At 55.4% G+C, this 17294-nt stretch carries 18 protein-coding genes; 2 read left to right on the forward strand and 16 right to left on the reverse strand.

Going from position 1 to position 17294, the window contains the following annotated elements; translation table 11 throughout:
- Positions 1-20: 20 nt before the first annotated feature.
- From HMPREF0201_RS16920 to cysD, 10 genes are all read right to left on the reverse strand, one after another.
- A complete protein-coding gene (locus HMPREF0201_RS16920) occupies positions 21-647 on the reverse strand; it encodes a protein-L-isoaspartate(D-aspartate) O-methyltransferase (protein ID WP_016537989.1) in 627 nt (208 codons plus the stop codon).
- Positions 641-1402 (reverse strand): 5'/3'-nucleotidase SurE, encoded by a 762-nt coding sequence (surE, locus tag HMPREF0201_RS16925; RefSeq protein WP_016537990.1) that lies wholly within the window; start codon positions 1400-1402, stop codon positions 641-643. Before surE ends, HMPREF0201_RS16920 begins: the two co-directional genes overlap by 7 nt.
- Entirely contained in the window at positions 1383-2429 is a 1047-nt protein-coding gene (gene truD, locus HMPREF0201_RS16930) for a tRNA pseudouridine(13) synthase TruD (protein WP_016537991.1), read from the reverse strand. The genes surE and truD overlap by 20 nt, the downstream gene beginning before the upstream one ends.
- A complete protein-coding gene (gene ispF, locus HMPREF0201_RS16935; RefSeq protein ID WP_016537992.1) occupies positions 2429-2908 on the reverse strand; it encodes a 2-C-methyl-D-erythritol 2,4-cyclodiphosphate synthase in 480 nt (159 codons plus the stop codon). Before ispF ends, truD begins: the two co-directional genes overlap by 1 nt.
- Positions 2908-3618: a 2-C-methyl-D-erythritol 4-phosphate cytidylyltransferase gene (gene ispD, locus HMPREF0201_RS16940; RefSeq protein ID WP_016537993.1), complete on the reverse strand. Its 711-nt coding sequence runs from the start codon at positions 3616-3618 to the stop codon at positions 2908-2910. The genes ispF and ispD overlap by 1 nt, the downstream gene beginning before the upstream one ends.
- A 19-nt stretch (positions 3619-3637) precedes the next feature.
- Positions 3638-3964 (reverse strand): cell division protein FtsB, encoded by a 327-nt coding sequence (ftsB, locus tag HMPREF0201_RS16945; RefSeq protein ID WP_016537994.1) that lies wholly within the window; start codon positions 3962-3964, stop codon positions 3638-3640.
- 185 nt (positions 3965-4149) lie between these two features.
- Complete coding sequence (locus tag HMPREF0201_RS16950; protein ID WP_039899424.1) at positions 4150-4473, reverse strand: DUF3561 family protein; 324 nt, start codon at positions 4471-4473, stop codon at positions 4150-4152.
- Between the two features lie 50 nt (positions 4474-4523).
- Positions 4524-5129, reverse strand: a complete 606-nt coding sequence (cysC, locus tag HMPREF0201_RS16955) for an adenylyl-sulfate kinase (RefSeq protein WP_016537997.1) — start codon at positions 5127-5129, stop codon at positions 4524-4526.
- Positions 5129-6556, reverse strand: coding sequence for a sulfate adenylyltransferase subunit CysN (gene cysN, locus HMPREF0201_RS16960; RefSeq protein WP_016537998.1), 1428 nt, complete (start codon positions 6554-6556; stop codon positions 5129-5131). Before cysN ends, cysC begins: the two co-directional genes overlap by 1 nt.
- An 11-nt stretch (positions 6557-6567) precedes the next feature.
- Positions 6568-7476, reverse strand: a complete 909-nt coding sequence (cysD, locus tag HMPREF0201_RS16965; protein WP_016537999.1) for a sulfate adenylyltransferase subunit CysD — start codon at positions 7474-7476, stop codon at positions 6568-6570.
- Between the two features lie 280 nt (positions 7477-7756).
- On the opposite strand from cysD, the gene HMPREF0201_RS16970 reads away from it, so the two are divergent.
- On the forward strand, positions 7757-8797 hold the full coding sequence (locus tag HMPREF0201_RS16970) for an aminopeptidase (RefSeq protein WP_016538000.1): 1041 nt from the start codon (positions 7757-7759) through the stop codon (positions 8795-8797).
- A 35-nt stretch (positions 8798-8832) separates the two neighbouring features.
- On the opposite strand, the gene cysH is transcribed toward HMPREF0201_RS16970, so the two are convergent.
- From cysH to cysJ, 3 genes are all read right to left on the reverse strand, one after another.
- Positions 8833-9564, reverse strand: coding sequence for a phosphoadenosine phosphosulfate reductase (gene cysH / locus HMPREF0201_RS16975; protein ID WP_016538001.1), 732 nt, complete (start codon positions 9562-9564; stop codon positions 8833-8835).
- A gap of 154 nt (positions 9565-9718) precedes the next feature.
- A complete protein-coding gene (cysI, locus tag HMPREF0201_RS16980; protein ID WP_016538002.1) occupies positions 9719-11431 on the reverse strand; it encodes an assimilatory sulfite reductase (NADPH) hemoprotein subunit in 1713 nt (570 codons plus the stop codon).
- A complete protein-coding gene (cysJ, locus tag HMPREF0201_RS16985) occupies positions 11431-13236 on the reverse strand; it encodes an NADPH-dependent assimilatory sulfite reductase flavoprotein subunit (protein WP_016538003.1) in 1806 nt (601 codons plus the stop codon). Before cysJ ends, cysI begins: the two co-directional genes overlap by 1 nt.
- Before the next feature lie 302 nt (positions 13237-13538).
- Between cysJ and queD the strand changes: the two genes are divergently transcribed.
- Positions 13539-13901, forward strand: a complete 363-nt coding sequence (gene queD, locus HMPREF0201_RS16990) for a 6-carboxytetrahydropterin synthase QueD (RefSeq protein WP_016538004.1) — start codon at positions 13539-13541, stop codon at positions 13899-13901.
- A gap of 29 nt (positions 13902-13930) precedes the next feature.
- On the opposite strand, the gene queE is transcribed toward queD, so the two are convergent.
- The 3 genes from queE to eno form a co-directional block, all read right to left on the reverse strand.
- Complete coding sequence (gene queE, locus HMPREF0201_RS16995; protein WP_039898739.1) at positions 13931-14602, reverse strand: 7-carboxy-7-deazaguanine synthase QueE; 672 nt, start codon at positions 14600-14602, stop codon at positions 13931-13933.
- Positions 14603-14743: 141 nt separating this feature from the next.
- Positions 14744-15760 (reverse strand): alcohol dehydrogenase AdhP, encoded by a 1017-nt coding sequence (gene adhP / locus HMPREF0201_RS17000; RefSeq protein WP_016538006.1) that lies wholly within the window; start codon positions 15758-15760, stop codon positions 14744-14746.
- Between the two features lie 169 nt (positions 15761-15929).
- The gene (gene eno / locus HMPREF0201_RS17005) at positions 15930-17234 is read right to left on the reverse strand and encodes a phosphopyruvate hydratase (protein WP_016538007.1); all 1305 of its coding nucleotides are present in this window, start codon (positions 17232-17234) and stop codon (positions 15930-15932) included.
- Positions 17235-17294 lie beyond the last annotated feature (60 nt).

A 17294-nucleotide genomic window follows, 5' to 3' on the forward strand; every position in this document is an offset into this window, starting at 1 on the left:
AAAAACCGGATATTTCCGGGTTATGCCAGCTCGCCGCGCACTAAGGGCACAAAACGAACGGCTTCTACAGTGTCGATAGAAAATTCATTCCCGTGGCGGCGAATCCGCTTCAACAGCTGATTCTCGTCGCCCACGGGTAAAACCAAAATCCCGCCGTCTTTTAGCTGAGACAGCAGGGCCGAAGGAACTTCCGGCGGTGCCGCCGTCACAATGATAGCGTCAAACGGAGCTTTCGCCTGCCAGCCCTGCCAGCCATCGCCGTGACGGGTAGAAATATTGTGCAAGTCGAGCTGCTTCAGGCGACGCCGGGCGTGCCATTGCAGCCCCTTTATACGCTCAACCGAACAGACATGCGCAACCAGATGCGCCAGAATCGCGGTCTGGTAGCCGGAGCCGGTGCCAATCTCCAGCACTTTCGAGTCCGGCTTTAGCGCCAGCAGCTCGGTCATCCTCGCCACCATATAAGGCTGCGAGATAGTCTGGCCAGAGCCAATCGGTAACGCGGTATTTTCCCAGGCTTTGTGTTCAAACGCTTCATCGACAAATTTCTCGCGCGGTACCTGCGCGATAGCCTCAAGAACATTTTCGTCCTTGATGCCCTGGACACGTAATTGATCGAGAAGGGTTTGTACGCGTCTGCTTACCATTGCGCCTCAACTCCGGCTTTCGCCAGCCAGTGGCCTACGACTTCCTGGGCGCTATGGGCGGTTAAATCAACGTGCAGCGGCGTGATCGAAACATAGCCTTCATCTACCGCGGCAAAATCGGTATCCGGCGCGGCATCGAGTTTTTCACCCGGCGGCCCAATCCAGTAGAGCGTATTACCGCGTGGATCTTCCTGAGGAATAACCTGGTCTGACGGATGGCGGCTGCCGCAGCGGGTAACGCGGATACCTTTGATTTCATCGAGCGGTAAATCAGGCACGTTGATATTGAGAATACGGCCGGTGCGCAAGGGTTCACGCGCCAGCGCCCGCAGAATAGTGCAGGTAACCGCCGCAGCCGTTTCATAATGTTCGTGGCCGTTAAGCGACACGGCAAGGGCGGGGAAGCCTAAATGCCGCCCTTCCATCGCCGCCGCAACGGTGCCGGAATAAATGACGTCATCCCCAAGATTGGGGCCCGCGTTAATGCCCGACACCACGATATCCGGGCGCGGGTGCATAAGCGCGTTAACGCCCAGATAGACACAGTCCGTCGGCGTGCCCATCTGAACCGAAATATCCCCGTTAGCGAGGGTAAAAGTCCTGAGCGATGACTCAAGCGTGAGCGAGTTTGATGCGCCGCTACGGTTTCTGTCCGGCGCGACAACCTGCACCTCGGCAAATTCTCGCAGCGCTTTAGCCAGCGTCTGGATCCCAGGCGCATAGACTCCGTCATCGTTACTCAGCAATATTCGCATAATCACCCGATGTGTTCATGAGTTCCCTGACAACGCTGGTGGCGAAGCTGCCGGCCGGGAGCCAGAAGTTCAGCTCAACGGTCACATCATCCCACCAGTTCCAGCTTAATTCTTTTGCCTGCACCAGCATGGCGCGGCGTGCAGCTTCAACGCGTTCGCGGTTCAACAAGCCGAGCAAAACGCCCTCTTCCGCCACGCATTGCTGCTCAAATTCCAGCGCGGCATTCTTCGTGCCCCACTCGCCGTCGCCCGGCAGCGGCGCGGTTATCAGCAGTTCGCCGTCGTCCACACGCTGTTGCAAGGTCGGGAGTTCTTCCGGGGTCGCAACAAACCAGCTGCCGCGTCCTGCCAATTGTAGCGCATCGCCATCAACAACTTGATTAAAGTCTGGTTTTTTCAGGCGCTGGCTAACAATCTGATTAAACAACGCGCTGCGGGCCGCCGACAACCAAAAACTGCGTTTATTTCTGTCGCGCAGCGGCGCATTGCTTTCCGCCCAGCGCCTCGCCTGATGCAGGTTATTACCGCCGATGCCAAAACGCTGGCTGCCGAAATAGTTCGGGACGCCCAGCTTAGCAATCGCCTGCAGGCGCTGTTCCATTTCATTACGATCGCTAACCTCACGCAGCACCAGGGTAAAGCGATTTCCCTGAAGCGCGCCTAAACGCAGCTTGCGGCGATGGCGGGCAAACTCCAGCACTTTGCAGCCTTCCAGCTCAAAGGCGCTCATGTCCGGCATCTCTTTGCCCGGCAGCCGCACGCAGAACCACTGTTCGGTCACGGCATGCTTATCTTTTTGCCCGGCAAAACTGACTTCACGGGCGTGAACCTTGAGGAACTTTGCCAGCGCATCGGCAACGGACCGGGTATTGCAGCCGGTTTTCAGGATGCGCAGCAGCAGGTGCTCGCCTTCGCCGTCCGGGCCGAAGCCGAGGTCTTCAATAACGACGAAATCTTCCGGACTGGCTTTAATCACGCCGGTGCCCTGCGGCTTACCGTGCAGCCACGTCAGGTTTTGCATATCCATTACTTGCCAGCCTTATGCAGCAGCGCTACCGCTTCACAGGCAATACCTTCCCCGCGCCCGGTAAAACCAAGTTTTTCGGTGGTGGTCGCTTTGACGTTAACATCGTCCATATGACAGCCGAGATCTTCGGCGATAAACACGCGCATCTGAGGGATGTGCGGTGCCATTTTCGGCGCCTGAGCAATAATAGTGACGTCAACGTTGCCCAAGGTGAAGCCCTTAGCCTGAATACGGCGCCACGCCTCACGCAGCAGCTCGCGGCTATCGGCACCTTTAAACGCCGGGTCGGTGTCCGGGAATAACTTGCCGATATCCCCCAGCGCGGCCGCGCCAAGAAGCGCATCGGTCAATGCGTGCAAAGCGACATCGCCGTCGGAGTGGGCCAGCAGCCCTTTTTCAAACGGGACACGAACGCCGCCAATAATAATCGGGCCAACGCCGCCAAAAGCATGAACATCAAAACCGTGTCCGATACGCATTATAAATTCTCCGTTTGGGTTAACCGCGTAAGATAGAAAGCCGCCAGCGCAAGATCCTCAGGGCGAGTCACCTTGATATTATCAGCACGGGCGCTAATCAATGCCGGATGGAAGCCACAATATTCCAGCGCCGAGGCTTCATCGGTTATGGTTGCGCCTTCATCCAGGGCGCGCAGCAGGCAGCTGCGCAGAAGTTCGAGCGGGAAAAGCTGCGGCGTCAGGGCGTGCCAGAGGTCTTCTCTGTCCACCGTGTGGGCGATTAACGCTTTGCCGGGCTCGCCACGTTTCATGGTATCCCGCACGGGGGCGGCAAGAATACCGCCGACTTTACTGGTGGCGGTGATAGACAGCAGATTTTCCAAATCGTCCTGATGCAGGCACGGGCGGGCGGCGTCATGCACCAGCACCCATTCAGCATTTCCAGCGGCCTGTAAACCGGCCAGCACGGAGTCCGCTCGCTGGCCGCCGCCGGTAACAACCCTGACGCGCGGATGTGCCGCAAGCGGCAGGGAAGAAAAGTGGGTGTCGTTGGGGCTAATGGCGACGATAACCTGGCCAACGCGCGGGTGGGCCATCAGGCTGGCTACCGCGTGTTCAAGAATCGTTTTATCGCCGATATGTAGATACTGCTTAGGACATTCCGTTTGCATGCGGCTGCCGATACCGGCCGCCGGTACCACGGCAATTACGTCCGGGGAGGAGTCTGCCATGTCTTTCACTTATTCTGAGTTATCGATTATTTTGCCCGGCGCCGCTGTTGTTGCCGCTGGCCGCGCGTTTGGAGGCATCAGGCACCAGGCGGTAGAAAGTCTCTCCCGGCTTGGTCATGCTGAGTTCATTACGAGCGCGCTCTTCAATCGCTTCCTGGCCGCCGTTGAGGTCGTCAATTTCGGCAAAAAGCTGATCGTTTCGAGATTTTAATTTGGCATTGGTTGCCTGCTGCGCAGCGACATCTTCGCTGACGCGCGTGTAATCGTGTACGCCGTTTTTTCCGAACCACAGCGAATACTGGAGCCAGACCAGCAAGGCCAGCAACAGCAGCGTTAGTTTACCCATCCAGCCCCCTGAAAAACGGCACAATCATCCCACAACTTTTTCTTTGACTCCACTGCGGCAAGCAACCCTGCCCGCCAAACCGCGGCAGAATTTACCACATAACGAGAACGCATGCGCGATTGCAGCAAGTTTAGCTTAACGTTGACCATAAATAGTCTGTTACGGTTTGACGCAGTTCTGCACGGCTATCCCATCAGCCACATGAACAGAACGCCGAACATCAGCGCCACGCAGAGCAGCGTGGCAAAGCAGCTGAACAACAGCTTGCCGCGCAGCAGGGAATGTACTGCTATCCCAACGACGACGGCTACCGGCATCAGCGCCAGGAAAAACGGCCAGGTGTAGAGGAAGAAGAAAAGCGTGTTGGGGCCATACACCAGAAAGGGAATACCTAGCGCCAGCAGCCACGACAAAAAGCCGATGAACGCCCCGGGGAGTGACCAGGTTGTTTCCTCGACCGTCGGGCTGGTTTCAGCCTGAGAAATAACGATATTCGTGCCGTTGCGCATAACTGATTTCATAACCCTGATGGCCGGAAGCGTTATGCCTCCGGGCGTCTTCAGCAATTGATGATATCGTCGCGACGCAGCAGGTCTAATATTTGGGCCACTAAATTTGTTACTAATTGTTCGCCATCTAAGTGAATTTCAGCCGCCACCGGCGCCTCATACGCCGAGTCAATGCCGGTAAAATTCTTCAGTTCACCGGCTCGAGCCTTCTTGTAGAGGCCCTTCGGATCGCGGGTTTCACAAATCTCCAGAGGCGTATCCACAAACACTTCGTAAAAGCGCCCTTCCCCTACCCGCTCCCTCACCATTTGGCGCTCAGCGCGGTGCGGAGAGATAAACGCACTCAGCACCAGCAGCCCAGCGTCAACCATCAGGCCGGCGACTTCGCCAACCCGGCGAATATTCTCTTTGCGGTCTTCATCGCTAAAACCCAGGTCGCTGCATAACCCGTGACGCACATTGTCGCCATCAAGTAGATAAGTGCTGACGCCAAGCTGATGCAGCGCCTGTTCCAGCGCGCCGGCCACGGTTGATTTCCCCGAGCCGGACAGGCCGGTAAACCACAGCACCGCCCCGCGGTGCTGATTCAGAGCTTCACGCTGCTCGCGGGTTACCGGGTGCGCATGCCAGACCACGTTTTCATCATGGTCGGCCATTATTTGCCTCCCAGCAGATCGCGCGCGCCCCAGTGCGGGAAGTGGCGGCGAACCAGAGCGTTAAGTTCAATTTCAAACGCGCTGTAAGCCGAAGGCTCCTGATAAACGTCTTCCTGTGGCTCACGCACCATACCGGCTCCCACGGTCACGTTGCTCAGGCGGTCAATGAAGATAAGCCCGCCGGTCACCGGGTTAGCCTGGTATTTGTCGAGCACCAGAGGCTCGTCGAAAGTCAGGTCAACAAGTCCGATGCCGTTTAGCGGCAGGCTTTCCACCACGCGCTGGGTAAGGGAGTTGATTTCAACCTGATAGTGAATATTGTCGACGCGAGCGCGGGTTTTCTTCCCGGCGATTTTAATGTCGAAGCTTTGGCCCGGCACCAGCGGCTGTTCCGCCATCCATACCACGTCAACTTTAGCGCTTTGCACCGCAACCAGCGGTTCGGCTACGTCGACTACCAGGTCGCCACGGCTGATATCGATTTCATCTTTCAGCACCAGGGTAATGGCTTCTCCGGCGCTGGCTTGTTGCAAATCTCCATCAAAAGTAACGATTCTCGCCACCGCAGATTCCACGCCTGACGGCAGGACTTTAACCCGCTGCCCCACGCTGACCGTGCCGGAGGCTAAAGTGCCCGCATAGCCACGGAAGTCCAGATTAGGGCGGTTAACATATTGCACCGGGAAGCGCATCGGCTGCTGCTCCACGCCGCGAATAATTTCTACCGTCTCCAGCACTTGCAGCAGCGTCGGGCCGGTATACCACGGCATCTGGCTGCTCGAGCTTGCAACGTTATCCCCTTCCAGGGCCGAAAGCGGCACAAAGCGGATATCAAGATCGGCAGGCAACTGCTGGGCGAAGGTGAGGTAATCCTGTTTGATCTGCTCGAAGGTCTGCTCGCTGAAAGCAACCAGATCCATTTTATTGATAGCCACCACCAGATGTTTGATCCCCAGCAGCGTCGAGATAAAACTGTGGCGACGGGTTTGATCCAATACGCCTTTACGGGCATCGATCAGCAGGATCGCCAACTCACAGGTGGACGCTCCGGTCGCCATATTACGGGTGTACTGCTCGTGCCCCGGCGTATCGGCGATGATGAATTTGCGCTTTTCAGTGGAGAAATAGCGGTAGGCGACATCGATGGTTATGCCCTGCTCGCGCTCGGCCTGAAGGCCGTCCACCAGCAAAGCCAGATCGAGCTTTTCGCCCTGCGTCCCGTGGCGCTTGCTGTCGGTATGCAAGGAAGAGAGCTGATCTTCATAAATCTGGCGCGTGTCGTGCAGCAGGCGGCCAATCAGGGTGCTTTTGCCGTCATCAACGCTGCCGCAGGTCAGAAAACGCAGCAGGCTTTTGTGCTGCTGGGCGTGCAGGTATGCTTCCACGCCGCCTTCGTCAGCGATTTGTTGTGCAATAGTGGTATTCATCTGGCGGCTCCTTAGAAATAACCCTGGCGTTTTTTCAGCTCCATGGAGCCGGCCTGGTCGCGGTCAATCATGCGTCCCTGGCGTTCACTGGTCGTCGAAACCAGCATCTCTTCGATTATCTCCGGCAGCGTCTGCGCGGTAGACTCAACCGCGCCGGTCAGCGGCCAGCAGCCCAGAGTACGGAAGCGCACCATACGTTGCTCAATCACTTCTCCCGGCTGCAGATCGATGCGATCGTCGTCAATCATCATCAACATGCCGTCACGCTCCAGTACCGGGCGCGGCGCGGCGAGATAGAGCGGAACGATATCGATATTTTCCAGGTAGATGTACTGCCAGATATCCAGCTCGGTCCAGTTAGAGAGCGGGAATACACGAATACTTTCGCCCTTATTAACCTGGCCGTTGTAGTTGTGCCATAGCTCCGGACGCTGATTTTTCGGGTCCCAGCGATGGAAGCGGTCGCGGAAGGAGTAAATACGCTCTTTCGCCCGGGACTTCTCTTCGTCACGACGAGCGCCGCCAAATGCGGCATCAAAACCATATTTATTGAGCGCCTGCTTCAGCCCTTCGGTTTTCATGATGTCGGTATGTTTGGCGCTGCCGTGCACAAACGGGTTAATCCCCATCGCCACGCCTTCCGGGTTGCGGTGAACGATAAGCTCACAGCCGTAGGCTTTAGCGGTGCGGTCGCGGAATTCGTACATTTCGCGGAACTTCCAGCCGGTGTCTACGTGCAGCAGCGGGAACGGCAGCGTACCTGGATAGAACGCTTTACGGGCCAAATGCAGCATCACCGAAGAGTCTTTACCGATGGAGTACATCATTACCGGATTGGAAAATTCGGCGGCGACCTCGCGGATAATATGGATGCTTTCAGCCTCCAGTTGCCGCAAGTGAGTAAGTCTTTTTTGGTCCATAACCTTCCCTTAAGCCAGATACGCCGCGGCCGGTCGTGGCAGCCGCCTGAGTTTTAATCTAAGGGGACTATAAGTCTTGCGCTTATTTGTTATGAAATTACGAATTGGAATGACTAGTTCCGCAAAGGAATAACGCCATGGCAAAGCTCACAACAAATTGTGCTTAACAGGCCGTTTTTTCGGGGGTTTAAGAGCAAATGAAATTGTTTAACCTCGCTCACAGTTTCATACTAATAGCGCGAAAAAACTCGCCTCCAAGAATGATTAATAAGGACGTAATATGCTTTCCGCATTGCGCTGCTCGGTGATTTCCCTGGCGCTGGGCGCGTGCTTTACCTTTTCTGCCGTGGCAAAGACCGCGCAGCTCGGCGACATCGCCGACCAGCAAATCAGACACATCGCCACCTATTTTCCCGGCCGAATGACCGGCAGCCCCGCAGAAATGCTGGCGGCAGACTACATTCAGCAACAGTTTAAATCCTGGGGCTACCAGAGCGACATTCGCCAGTTCAATACCCGCTATCTCTACACCACCAAAGCAGGGCATCAAAACTGGCACAACGTCAGTACCAGCAGCGTAATTGCGGCGCGCGAAGGCAAGCTTCCGCAGCAGATAATTATTATGGCGCACCTGGACACCTATACGCCGCTCAACGACAAAGATGTCGATAACAATCTTGGCGGCCTGACTTTGCAGGGCGTTGACGATAACGCATCCGGACTGGGCGTCATGCTCGAGCTCGCCGAACGCATGAAGGATATGCCACTCCGCTACGGCATTCGCTTTATTGCAACCAGCGGCGAAGAAATTGGCTCGCTGGGGGCGAAGAATATCCTTGAGCGCATGAGTAAAGAAGAGAAGGCTAACACTCTGCTGGTGATCAATCTCGATAGCCTGATTGTCGGCGATAAACTCTACTTCAATAGCGGGCAGTCAACGCCCGCCGCCGTGCGTAAGCTGAGCCGCGACAGAGCCTTAACGATTGCTCACCGGGCCGGTATTCAGGCCGCCACCAATCCGGGGATGAATGTTAAATACCCGAAAGGCACCGGCTGCTGCGGCGACGCAGAGGTTTTTGATAAAGCAGGGATCCCGGTACTGACCGTTGAGGCGACTAACTGGCTGCTGGGGGCCAAAGATGGTTATCAGCAGCGCAGCAAAAACAAAGCTTTCCCGCACGGCACCAGCTGGCATAACGCGACCATTGATAACCTGGAATATCTGGATAAGGCGCTGCCGGGGAGAATTAAGCGGCGCAGCCACGATGCCGTTCGTATCCTGCTGCCGCTGGTGAGTGAGTTATCCGGGGCCGGGAAGTAATTTCTTAGCAGCCCCTTCTGGTGTAAAGGGCTGCTTTACTCGTGCAGCCCGCACTCGCGCTTCAGGCCAAAGAAGCGAGTCTCTTCTTCCGCCATGCCCGGCTCCCATTTGCGGGTAGTATGCGTATCACCAACCGACAGATAGCCCTGGTCCCAGAGCGGGTGGTACTTCAGCCCGTGCTCGGTTAGATACTGGTAAACCGTACGGTTATCCCAGTCGATAATCGGCAGGATTTTAAACACTTCACGCTGCACCGCCAGCACCGGCAGGTGTGCGCGGCTCCCTGACTGTTCACGACGCAGGCCGGCAAACCAGGTTTGCGCCCCGAGGGTTGCCATTGCGCGGTTCATCGGCTCGACTTTGTTGATGTCGTTATAGCGTTCAATACCTTCCACGCCCTGCTCCCACAGTTTGCCGTAACGCGCTTCCTGCCACGCAGGGCTTTCTGCCGCCCGGAACACCTGTAGATTCAGCTTCAACTTCTCGGTCAGCTCATCGATAAACTGATAAGTTTCCGGGAACAGGTAGCCGGTATCGGTAAGAATGACGGGAATATCCGGGCGCTGCCGGGTAACAAGATGAAGACAAACCGCAGCCTGGATACCAAAGCTCGAGGAGAGAACGAACTCGCCGGGCAGATTGTCCAGCGCCCAGCTAACGCGCTCCTGAGCGCTGAGTTTTTCCAGTTGAGCGTTCACCTCGGCGAGCGCCATTACGCGCTCAACCTTTGGCAGTTCGTTCAGCGCTTTTAAATCGAGTCCGGACATACGTGCCTCGCTTAGTGATAGATGACCCTCACCCCGGCCCTCTCCCTGGAAGGGAGAGGGGGAAATCGAATTATTCCCTCGCCCCTTTGGGCTGAGGGGAAAGCCGAATTATCCCCTCGCCCCTTTGGGGAGAGGGTTAGGGTGAGGGGAAAAACTAGTCCCACAAATCTCTGGCGGGATCGAGCACGGGTCGAACAATCCCGGCGCGCACGGTGAAATCACCAAAGCCTTCATCGGCCTCACGCTCTTTCGCCCAGCGGCCTACCAGCTCATCAATTGAACTGAGGATCTCCGGCTCGGTAATGTTTTCACGGTACATACGCGGAATTCTCGTCCCGATGCGGTTGCCGCCAACGTGCAGGTTATAGCGCCCAGGCGCTTTACCCACCAGGCCAATTTCCGCCAGCAGCGCGCGGCCACAGCCGTTCGGGCAGCCGGTAACTCGCGTCACAATGTGCTCATCCGGTACGTTGTGTTTGTCCAGCACCTGCTCGACTTTGGTAACGAACTCCGGCAGGAAGCGTTCGGCCTCAGCCATCGCCAGCGGGCAGGTTGGAAACGCCACGCAGGCCATTGAGTTTTCACGCTGAGGCGTGACCGCATTCATCAGGCCGTGCCCGGTTGCCAGCTTCTCAATTTTAGCTTTTTCGCTTTCCGGCACGCCCGCGACGATCAGGTTCTGATTCGCGGTCAGGCGGAAGTCGCCTTTGTGGATCTGAGCTATTTTCAGCAGGCCGGTTTTCAGCGGGCGATCCGGGTAATCGAGAATACGGCCATTTTCGATAAACAGCGTCAGGTGCCATTTATCATCAATGCCTTTTACCCAGCCGATACGGTCGCCGCGGCCGGTAAATTCGTAGGCTCGGGTCGGTTCAAACTTGATGCCGGCCCGGCGCTCCACCTCGGCCTTAAACACATCCACGCCAACGCGCTCAAGGGTGTATTTGGTCTTGGCATTTTTACGGTCGGTACGGTTTCCCCAGTCTCGCTGGGTTGTTACCACGGCTTCTGCTACCGCCAGCGTGTGCTCCAGCGGAATATAGCCAAACTCGCTCGCGGTGCGGGCGTAGGTATTTTTGTTGCCGTGCTCAATCGACAGACCGCCGCCGACCAGCAGGTTAAACCCTACCAGTTTGCCGTTTTCAGCAATGGCGATAAAGTTCATGTCGTTGGCGTGCAGATCCACGTCATTTTGCGGCGGGATAACCACCGTCGTTTTGAACTTACGCGGCAGATAAGTTGCCCCCAGGATCGGCTCTTCGTCGGTGGTGGCGACTTTTTCTTTATCCCACCAGATTTCCGCATAGGCGCGAGTGCGCGGCAGAAGGTGCTCGGAGAGCTTTTTCGCCCATTCGTAAGCTTCCTGATGCAGTTCGGACTCCACCGGATTAGAAGTACAAAGCACGTTACGGTTCACGTCGTTGGCGGTTGCCAGGGCGTCCAGCCCGACTTCATGCAGCATTTCATGCGCCGGTTTCACGTTCTTTTTCAGAATGCCGTGGAACTGGAAAGTCTGGCGGTTGGTCAGGCGAATGCTGCCGTAGATAGTTTTATCTTCGGCAAACTTATCAATAGCCTGCCACTGCTGAGTGGTGATAATCCCCCCCGGCAGACGGCAGCGCAGCATCATCGCGTGGCGCGGCTCCAGCTTTTGTTCAGCACGCTCGGCGCGAATGTCGCGGTCATCCTGCTGGTACATGCCGTGAAAGCGGATCAGCAGGAAGTTATCGCCGTTAAAACCGCCGGTCAGGCCGTCCTGCAGGTCTTCTTTAATTGTGCCGCGCAGGAAATCGCTATCGCGTTTCAGCCGTTCGGCGTCAACCAGTTTTCCTTCGACCACCAGAGGGCCAGGGTGTTTTTCGCTCATTAGTAGACATCTCGCTGATAACGGCGCTCAACGCGCAGCTCACTTAAAAACTCATCCGCCGCTTCGGTGTCCATGCCACCGTGGACGGAAACCACTTCCAGTAAAGCCTGCTCAACGTCCTTCGCCATGCGATTGGCGTCGCCGCAGACATAAATGTGGGCGCCTTCCTGAATCCAGCTCCACAGTTCCGCGCCTTTCTCGCGCAGTTTGTCTTGTACGTATATTTTATGCTGCTGGTCGCGGGACCAGGCCAGGTCTATGTTGGTCAGCAGGCCGTCTTTAACGTAGCGCTGCCACTCCACCTGGTAGAGAAAATCTTCGGTAAAGTGCGGGTTGCCGAAGAACAGCCAGTTCTTGCCGCTGGCGCCTTCGCTGTCGCGCTGCTGAATAAAAGCGCGGAACGGCGCGATGCCGGTACCGGGCCCAATCATGATGACCGGCGTTTCCGGGCTTGCGGGCAGGCGGAAATTGTCGTTGTGCTCGATGAACACACGCACTTCGCCGTCTTCTTCCAGACGATCGGCCAGGAAGCCAGAAGCCCCGCCGCTGCGGGCGCGCCCTTCAATTTCATAACGTACCGCGCCGACGGTAATGTGTACTTCGCTCTCCGCTTCCGCCTGAGAAGAAGCGATAGAATAGAGGCGTGGAGTCAGCGGGCGCAGCAGGCCGATAAGCTGCTCAGCCGTCAGTTCGGCTGGCGCATAACGCGCCATATCCACAATCGGCGTAGTTTGAGCATAGTGCTGTAATTTCGCTTTATCACCCACCAGCTCCAGCAGCGCGGGGTTGCGGGTCAACTGAGCGTAGTTCTCCACAATATTGGCGGTGTTTACCGTCAGCTCGAAGTGCCATTGCAGGGCTTCGCTCAGCGGCAGCGTTTTACCGCCAACGGTGACGCTTTCATCGCCCTTCAGCCACAGCAATTCGGTCAACTCTTTGACTAACGCAGGATCGTTTTGATACCAGACGCCAAGAGCATCGCCGGGTTGGTAGCGCAAGCCGGAATCGCCAAGATCGATTTCGACGTGGCGCACGTCTTTATCGGAATCGCGGCTGGTAATTTTCTGGTTAACTGCAAGCGTGGCGGTTAGCGGCGATTCTTTGCTGTAGGGGCTGGTGAAAATTTCATTGCTTGCTCCGCTCGCCGTGGCCGCAGCCTGCGCGGGGGTTTCGGCAGGAACGCGAGACTTCAGTAGCTCAACGATTTTGCCACGCCATTCCTGCGCGGCAGGCTGATATTCCACGTCGGTATCAACTCTCTCCAGCAGGCGTTCCCCGCCCAGCTCGGCCAGCTTACTGTCGAAGTCTTTACCTGACTGGCAGAAGAATTCGTAAGAGCTGTCGCCGAGGCCAAAGACCGCAAACGCGGTGCCGTCGAGTTTTGGCGCTTTTTTCGAGAACAGGAATTTATGCAGGGCAACGGCTTCTTCCGGCGGCTCCCCTTCACCCTGAGTTGAGCTCACGACAATCAGCAGTTTTTCCTGGGCAATTTGTTTGAATTTATAGTCGCCAGCATTAACCAGATTGACGTTCAGTTTAGCCGCCAGTAAATCATCACGCAGCTGCTCGCTCACGCGGCGCGCATTGCCCGTCTGCGAGGCGGAAATCAGCGTAATGGCCGGAGCCTCAGCCGCCGGAGCCGCTACGCCCGCAACCGCACCCGGCTGCTGGTTAATCATTCCCCAGAAATAGCCGGACAACCAGGCCAGTTGGGTGGTTGAAAAATCAGTGGTCGCCGCCTGAAGGCGCGCCAGCTGGTCCGGAGTGAGCGGCAGTAAAGCGCTCGGTGGGGCCTGAGTTGTCATGCGTATTTAGCTTCCAGTAGCAAAGGCAAAAAAAGGGCTTACAGACTGTAATGAGTCAAGGTTAACCAGCAGGTTATCAACAATTAAAGAAGGGATGGAAATAATAAATAACTAAAACGACTAATCGTTTTTTCAGGTAAATCATAGTGTTAAAAGCGATTAATTAACTAACTGATGACAAAGGGGTTTTCATCAGTTAACCGTTGGTTACACAGCGTAGCCGCCCGGAGTCGGGTTTAGTTAATGCGAAAAATAACCTATTCCGCTATCATGCTGCGGTTTTTCGAATTCCAGAGAGTTGAATGATGTCCACCACCCTGTTTAAAGATTTTACCTTCGAAGCCGCTCACCACCTGCCCAATGTACCGGAAGGCCACAAATGCGGTCGCCTGCACGGCCACTCCTTTATGGTGCGCCTGGAAATTACCGGCGAGGTGGATCCGCATACCGGCTGGATAATCGACTTCTCCGAGTTGAAAGCGGCATTTAAGCCAACTTACGATCGCCTCGATCACTATTATCTGAACGATATTCCGGGGCTGGAAAATCCAACCAGCGAAGTGTTGGCAAAATGGATTTGGGATCAGATGAAGCCCGTTATGCCGCTGCTCAGCGCGGTGATGATTAAAGAAACCTGCACCGCTGGCTGCGTCTACCGTGGGTAAAAAGAAAGGCACCAGACGGTGCCTTTTTACTATGCGATATTCAGGTATTTATGCGTCTGCATCGACAGCCGCCAGTTGCGGGCAATACAGGTTTCGATGCACAGGCGCGTAGCATCTTCTTTCTGGCTTATCGGCTGAAGCGCGATAATCCGGCTCTTTTCATCCGTCAGCGTCGCCAGCAGGTCATCCAGCGCTTCAATATCACGCATGCGGCCCACCGGATGTTTGATTTCATCCGCGCGTTCCAGCGCCTGAGACAGGATGTCGTAGCCGCCGCGCATGTTCACCTTCGGGGAAACCGTCACCCAGGTATTGGCGCTACAGCGGACTTCATGCGTACCGCTGGTTTCTATCTGGCAGCTAAAACCGTTTTTCTCCAGCAGTTCCGTTAGCGGGGTCAGGTCGTGAATGCAAGGCTCGCCGCCGGTTATCACGACGTGGCGTGCGGTGTAGCCCTGGCGGCCAATAACGGCCAGCAGATCTTCGGCGCTGCCCGCGCCCCATTTATCGCTTTCTTTGGTTTTTGCCAGGATGCTGAACAGCGAAACTTCACGATCCGCGAGCTTATCCCAGGTGTGTTTGGTGTCGCACCAGGCGCAGCCTACCGGGCAACCTTGCAGGCGAATAAAAATGGCCGGCACGCCGGTAAAATAGCCTTCCCCTTGCAGGGTCTGGAACATCTCGTTAATCGGGTACTGCATAATTATCTCAGTCATAGTCACAAAAAGTAATTATCGCAGAACTGGCGATTGAGATCATGCCTAATGCGGCTGCGGGACGCAGCAGGTACAGAAGGGAATCAAATATCTAACAGAAGGCCGGGGTTAGCCCGGCCTTCTGCGCTATTTTTTACGTTTAAAATCAATCACCATACGGCCTTTGATTTTTCCGCTTTCCATCTCATGGAAGATGGTATTGATGTCTTCCAACGGGCGCAGCGTTACCTTCGGCGTCACTTTCCCTTCAGCCGCAAACTGGAAGGCTTCGGTAAGGTCCTGACGAGTGCCGACCAGAGAACCCACTACTTCAATGCCGTCCAGCACCAGGCGAGGGATGTTCAGGCTCATGGACTCAGGCGGCAGGCCAACGGCAACAATACGTGCACCCGCGCGAACCGCATCCACGGCAGAGTTGAACGCCGCTTTAGCAACCGCAGTAACCACGGCAGCGTGCGCACCGCCGGTTTTCTCCTGAATAATTTTCGCCGCGTCTTCATTACGCGAGTTAATCACCAGATCCGCCCCGCTCTCTTTGGCGAATTCAAGCTGAGCGTCGTTGACGTCAATAGCAATGACTTTGGCGTTAAACACATTTTTGGCATATTGCAGCGCGAGGTTACCCAAACCGCCAAGGCCGTAAATCGCAATCCACTGGCCAGGTTTGATATGGGAAACTTTCACCGCTTTATAAGTGGTCACTCCGGCGCAGGTGATGCTGCTGGCTTCCGCTGAAGCTAAGCCGTCCGGTACTTTTACCGCATAGTCGGCAACCACAATGCACTCTTCCGCCATGCCGCCATCGACGGTGTAACCGGCGTTGGTTACGCTGCGGCACAGGGTTTCATTACCAGAGTTACAATATTCGCAGTGCCCGCAACCCCGGAAGAACCAGGCCACGCTTGCGCGGTCGCCGACCTTCAGCGAAGCAACGCCAGGCCCGATGGCCTTAACGATACCAATCCCTTCATGTCCCAGGGTTGTCCCGGTTACATCGCCAAAATCACCATTCTTAACATGTAAATCGGTGTGGCAAACGCCACAGCATTCCATCGTTAGCAACGCTTCACCGTGCGCCAGGGCGCGCATTGGCTTGTCGATAATCTCTACGGAATGATCCTTGCTTACAACGGCAGCTTTCATGGGCGGTCTCCTGACCTGTAGTTAATGACCCACTTAGCCTGGCCTGGTCTGCCAGCGGGCGCAACCGATAAGAATTAATTAAGCATTTGATGTGAAAGGTTTTAACATTCAGGCGAAAAAAAACCCACCGAAGCGGGTTTTTATCAGAACCTAAAGAGGCAGTAAGAAATTACTGACCTTTAACTTCTTTCAGACCGTTGAACGGTGCTGGAGTACCTTGTGCTGCCAGAGCTTCTTCGATACGAATCAGCTGGTTGTATTTAGCAACACGGTCAGAACGGCTCATAGAACCGGTTTTGATCTGGCCTGCAGCGGTACCAACAGCCAGGTCGGCAATGGTAGCGTCTTCGGTTTCGCCTGAACGGTGAGAGATAACTGCGGTGTAGCCAGCATCTTTCGCCATTTTAATTGCAGCCAGAGTTTCGGTCAGGGAACCGATCTGGTTGAATTTGATCAGGATGGAGTTAACGATACCTTTTTCGATACCTTCTTTCAGGATCTTGGTGTTGGTTACGAACAGATCGTCACCAACCAGCTGGATTTTGTCGCCCAGTACTTTGGTCTGGTATGCGAAACCAGCCCAGTCAGATTCGTCCAGACCGTCTTCGATAGAAACGATTGGGTAATCTTTGGTCAGGTTTTCCAGGAAGTGAGTGAACTCTTCAGAGGTAAACGCTTTGTTGCCTTCGCCAGCCAGAACGTATTTACCGTCTTTGTAGAATTCAGAAGCCGCACAGTCCATAGCCAGAGTAACATCTTTACCCAGCTCGTAGCCTGCTGCTTTAACCGCTTCAGCGATTACAGCCAGCGCTTCTGCGTTAGAACCCAGGTTAGGCGCGTAGCCGCCTTCGTCACCAACAGCAGTGTTCATGCCTTTGGATTTCAGAACTTTAGCCAGGTTATGGAAAACTTCAGAACCGATGCGTACCGCTTCTTTCAGGGTTTTCGCGCCAACAGGCTGGATCATGAACTCCTGGATATCAACGTTGTTGTCAGCGTGTTCGCCGCCGTTGATGATGTTCATCATAGGCAGAGGCATAGAGTATTTGCCCGGAGTGCCGTTCAGTTCAGCGATGTGTGCATACAGCGGCAGGCCTTTAGAGGCAGCAGCAGCTTTAGCAGCAGCCAGAGAAACAGCCAGGATGGCGTTAGCGCCAAACTTGGATTTGTTCTCGGTACCATCGAGGTCGATCATGATCTTATCGATGTTAGCCTGGTCTTTAGCATCTTTGCCAAGCACGGCTTCAGCGATCGGGCCGTTAACAGCAGCAACAGCTTTCAGTACGCCTTTACCCATGAAACGAGATTTGTCGCCATCGCGCAGTTCCAGAGCTTCGCGGGAACCGGTAGAAGCACCTGATGGAGCAGCAGCCAGACCTACGAAACCGCCTTCCAGGTGAACTTCGGCTTCAACAGTCGGGTTACCGCGGGAGTCGATGATTTCACGACCGATCACTTTCACAATTTTGGACATATAGGTTTTCCTCAAGTCACAACGTTAAACTAAAACTCCAGACAAACAACGCGCGATGAT

The sequence above is a fragment of the Cedecea davisae DSM 4568 genome, from assembly GCF_000412335.2.
Lineage (GTDB): Bacteria > Pseudomonadota > Gammaproteobacteria > Enterobacterales > Enterobacteriaceae > Cedecea > Cedecea davisae.

Coding starts and splice junctions, on each gene's coding strand:
- cysH (WP_016538001.1), bottom strand. CDS start 9,564: ATGTCCGGACTCGATTTAAAAGCGCTGAACGAACTGCCAAAGGTTGAG.
- cysN (WP_016537998.1), bottom strand. CDS start 6,556: ATGAATACCACTATTGCACAACAAATCGCTGACGAAGGCGGCGTGGAA.
- cysJ (WP_016538003.1), bottom strand. CDS start 13,236: ATGACAACTCAGGCCCCACCGAGCGCTTTACTGCCGCTCACTCCGGAC.
- eno (WP_016538007.1), bottom strand. CDS start 17,234: ATGTCCAAAATTGTGAAAGTGATCGGTCGTGAAATCATCGACTCCCGC.
- ftsB (WP_016537994.1), bottom strand. CDS start 3,964: ATGGGTAAACTAACGCTGCTGTTGCTGGCCTTGCTGGTCTGGCTCCAG.
- HMPREF0201_RS16970 (WP_016538000.1), top strand. CDS start 7,757: ATGCTTTCCGCATTGCGCTGCTCGGTGATTTCCCTGGCGCTGGGCGCG.
- queE (WP_039898739.1), bottom strand. CDS start 14,602: ATGCAGTACCCGATTAACGAGATGTTCCAGACCCTGCAAGGGGAAGGC.
- cysD (WP_016537999.1), bottom strand. CDS start 7,476: ATGGACCAAAAAAGACTTACTCACTTGCGGCAACTGGAGGCTGAAAGC.
- cysC (WP_016537997.1), bottom strand. CDS start 5,129: ATGGCCGACCATGATGAAAACGTGGTCTGGCATGCGCACCCGGTAACC.
- truD (WP_016537991.1), bottom strand. CDS start 2,429: ATGGATATGCAAAACCTGACGTGGCTGCACGGTAAGCCGCAGGGCACC.
- surE (WP_016537990.1), bottom strand. CDS start 1,402: ATGCGAATATTGCTGAGTAACGATGACGGAGTCTATGCGCCTGGGATC.
- ispD (WP_016537993.1), bottom strand. CDS start 3,618: ATGGCAGACTCCTCCCCGGACGTAATTGCCGTGGTACCGGCGGCCGGT.
- HMPREF0201_RS16950 (WP_039899424.1), bottom strand. CDS start 4,473: ATGCGCAACGGCACGAATATCGTTATTTCTCAGGCTGAAACCAGCCCG.
- HMPREF0201_RS16920 (WP_016537989.1), bottom strand. CDS start 647: ATGGTAAGCAGACGCGTACAAACCCTTCTCGATCAATTACGTGTCCAG.
- adhP (WP_016538006.1), bottom strand. CDS start 15,760: ATGAAAGCTGCCGTTGTAAGCAAGGATCATTCCGTAGAGATTATCGAC.
- cysI (WP_016538002.1), bottom strand. CDS start 11,431: ATGAGCGAAAAACACCCTGGCCCTCTGGTGGTCGAAGGAAAACTGGTT.
- ispF (WP_016537992.1), bottom strand. CDS start 2,908: ATGCGTATCGGACACGGTTTTGATGTTCATGCTTTTGGCGGCGTTGGC.
- queD (WP_016538004.1), top strand. CDS start 13,539: ATGATGTCCACCACCCTGTTTAAAGATTTTACCTTCGAAGCCGCTCAC.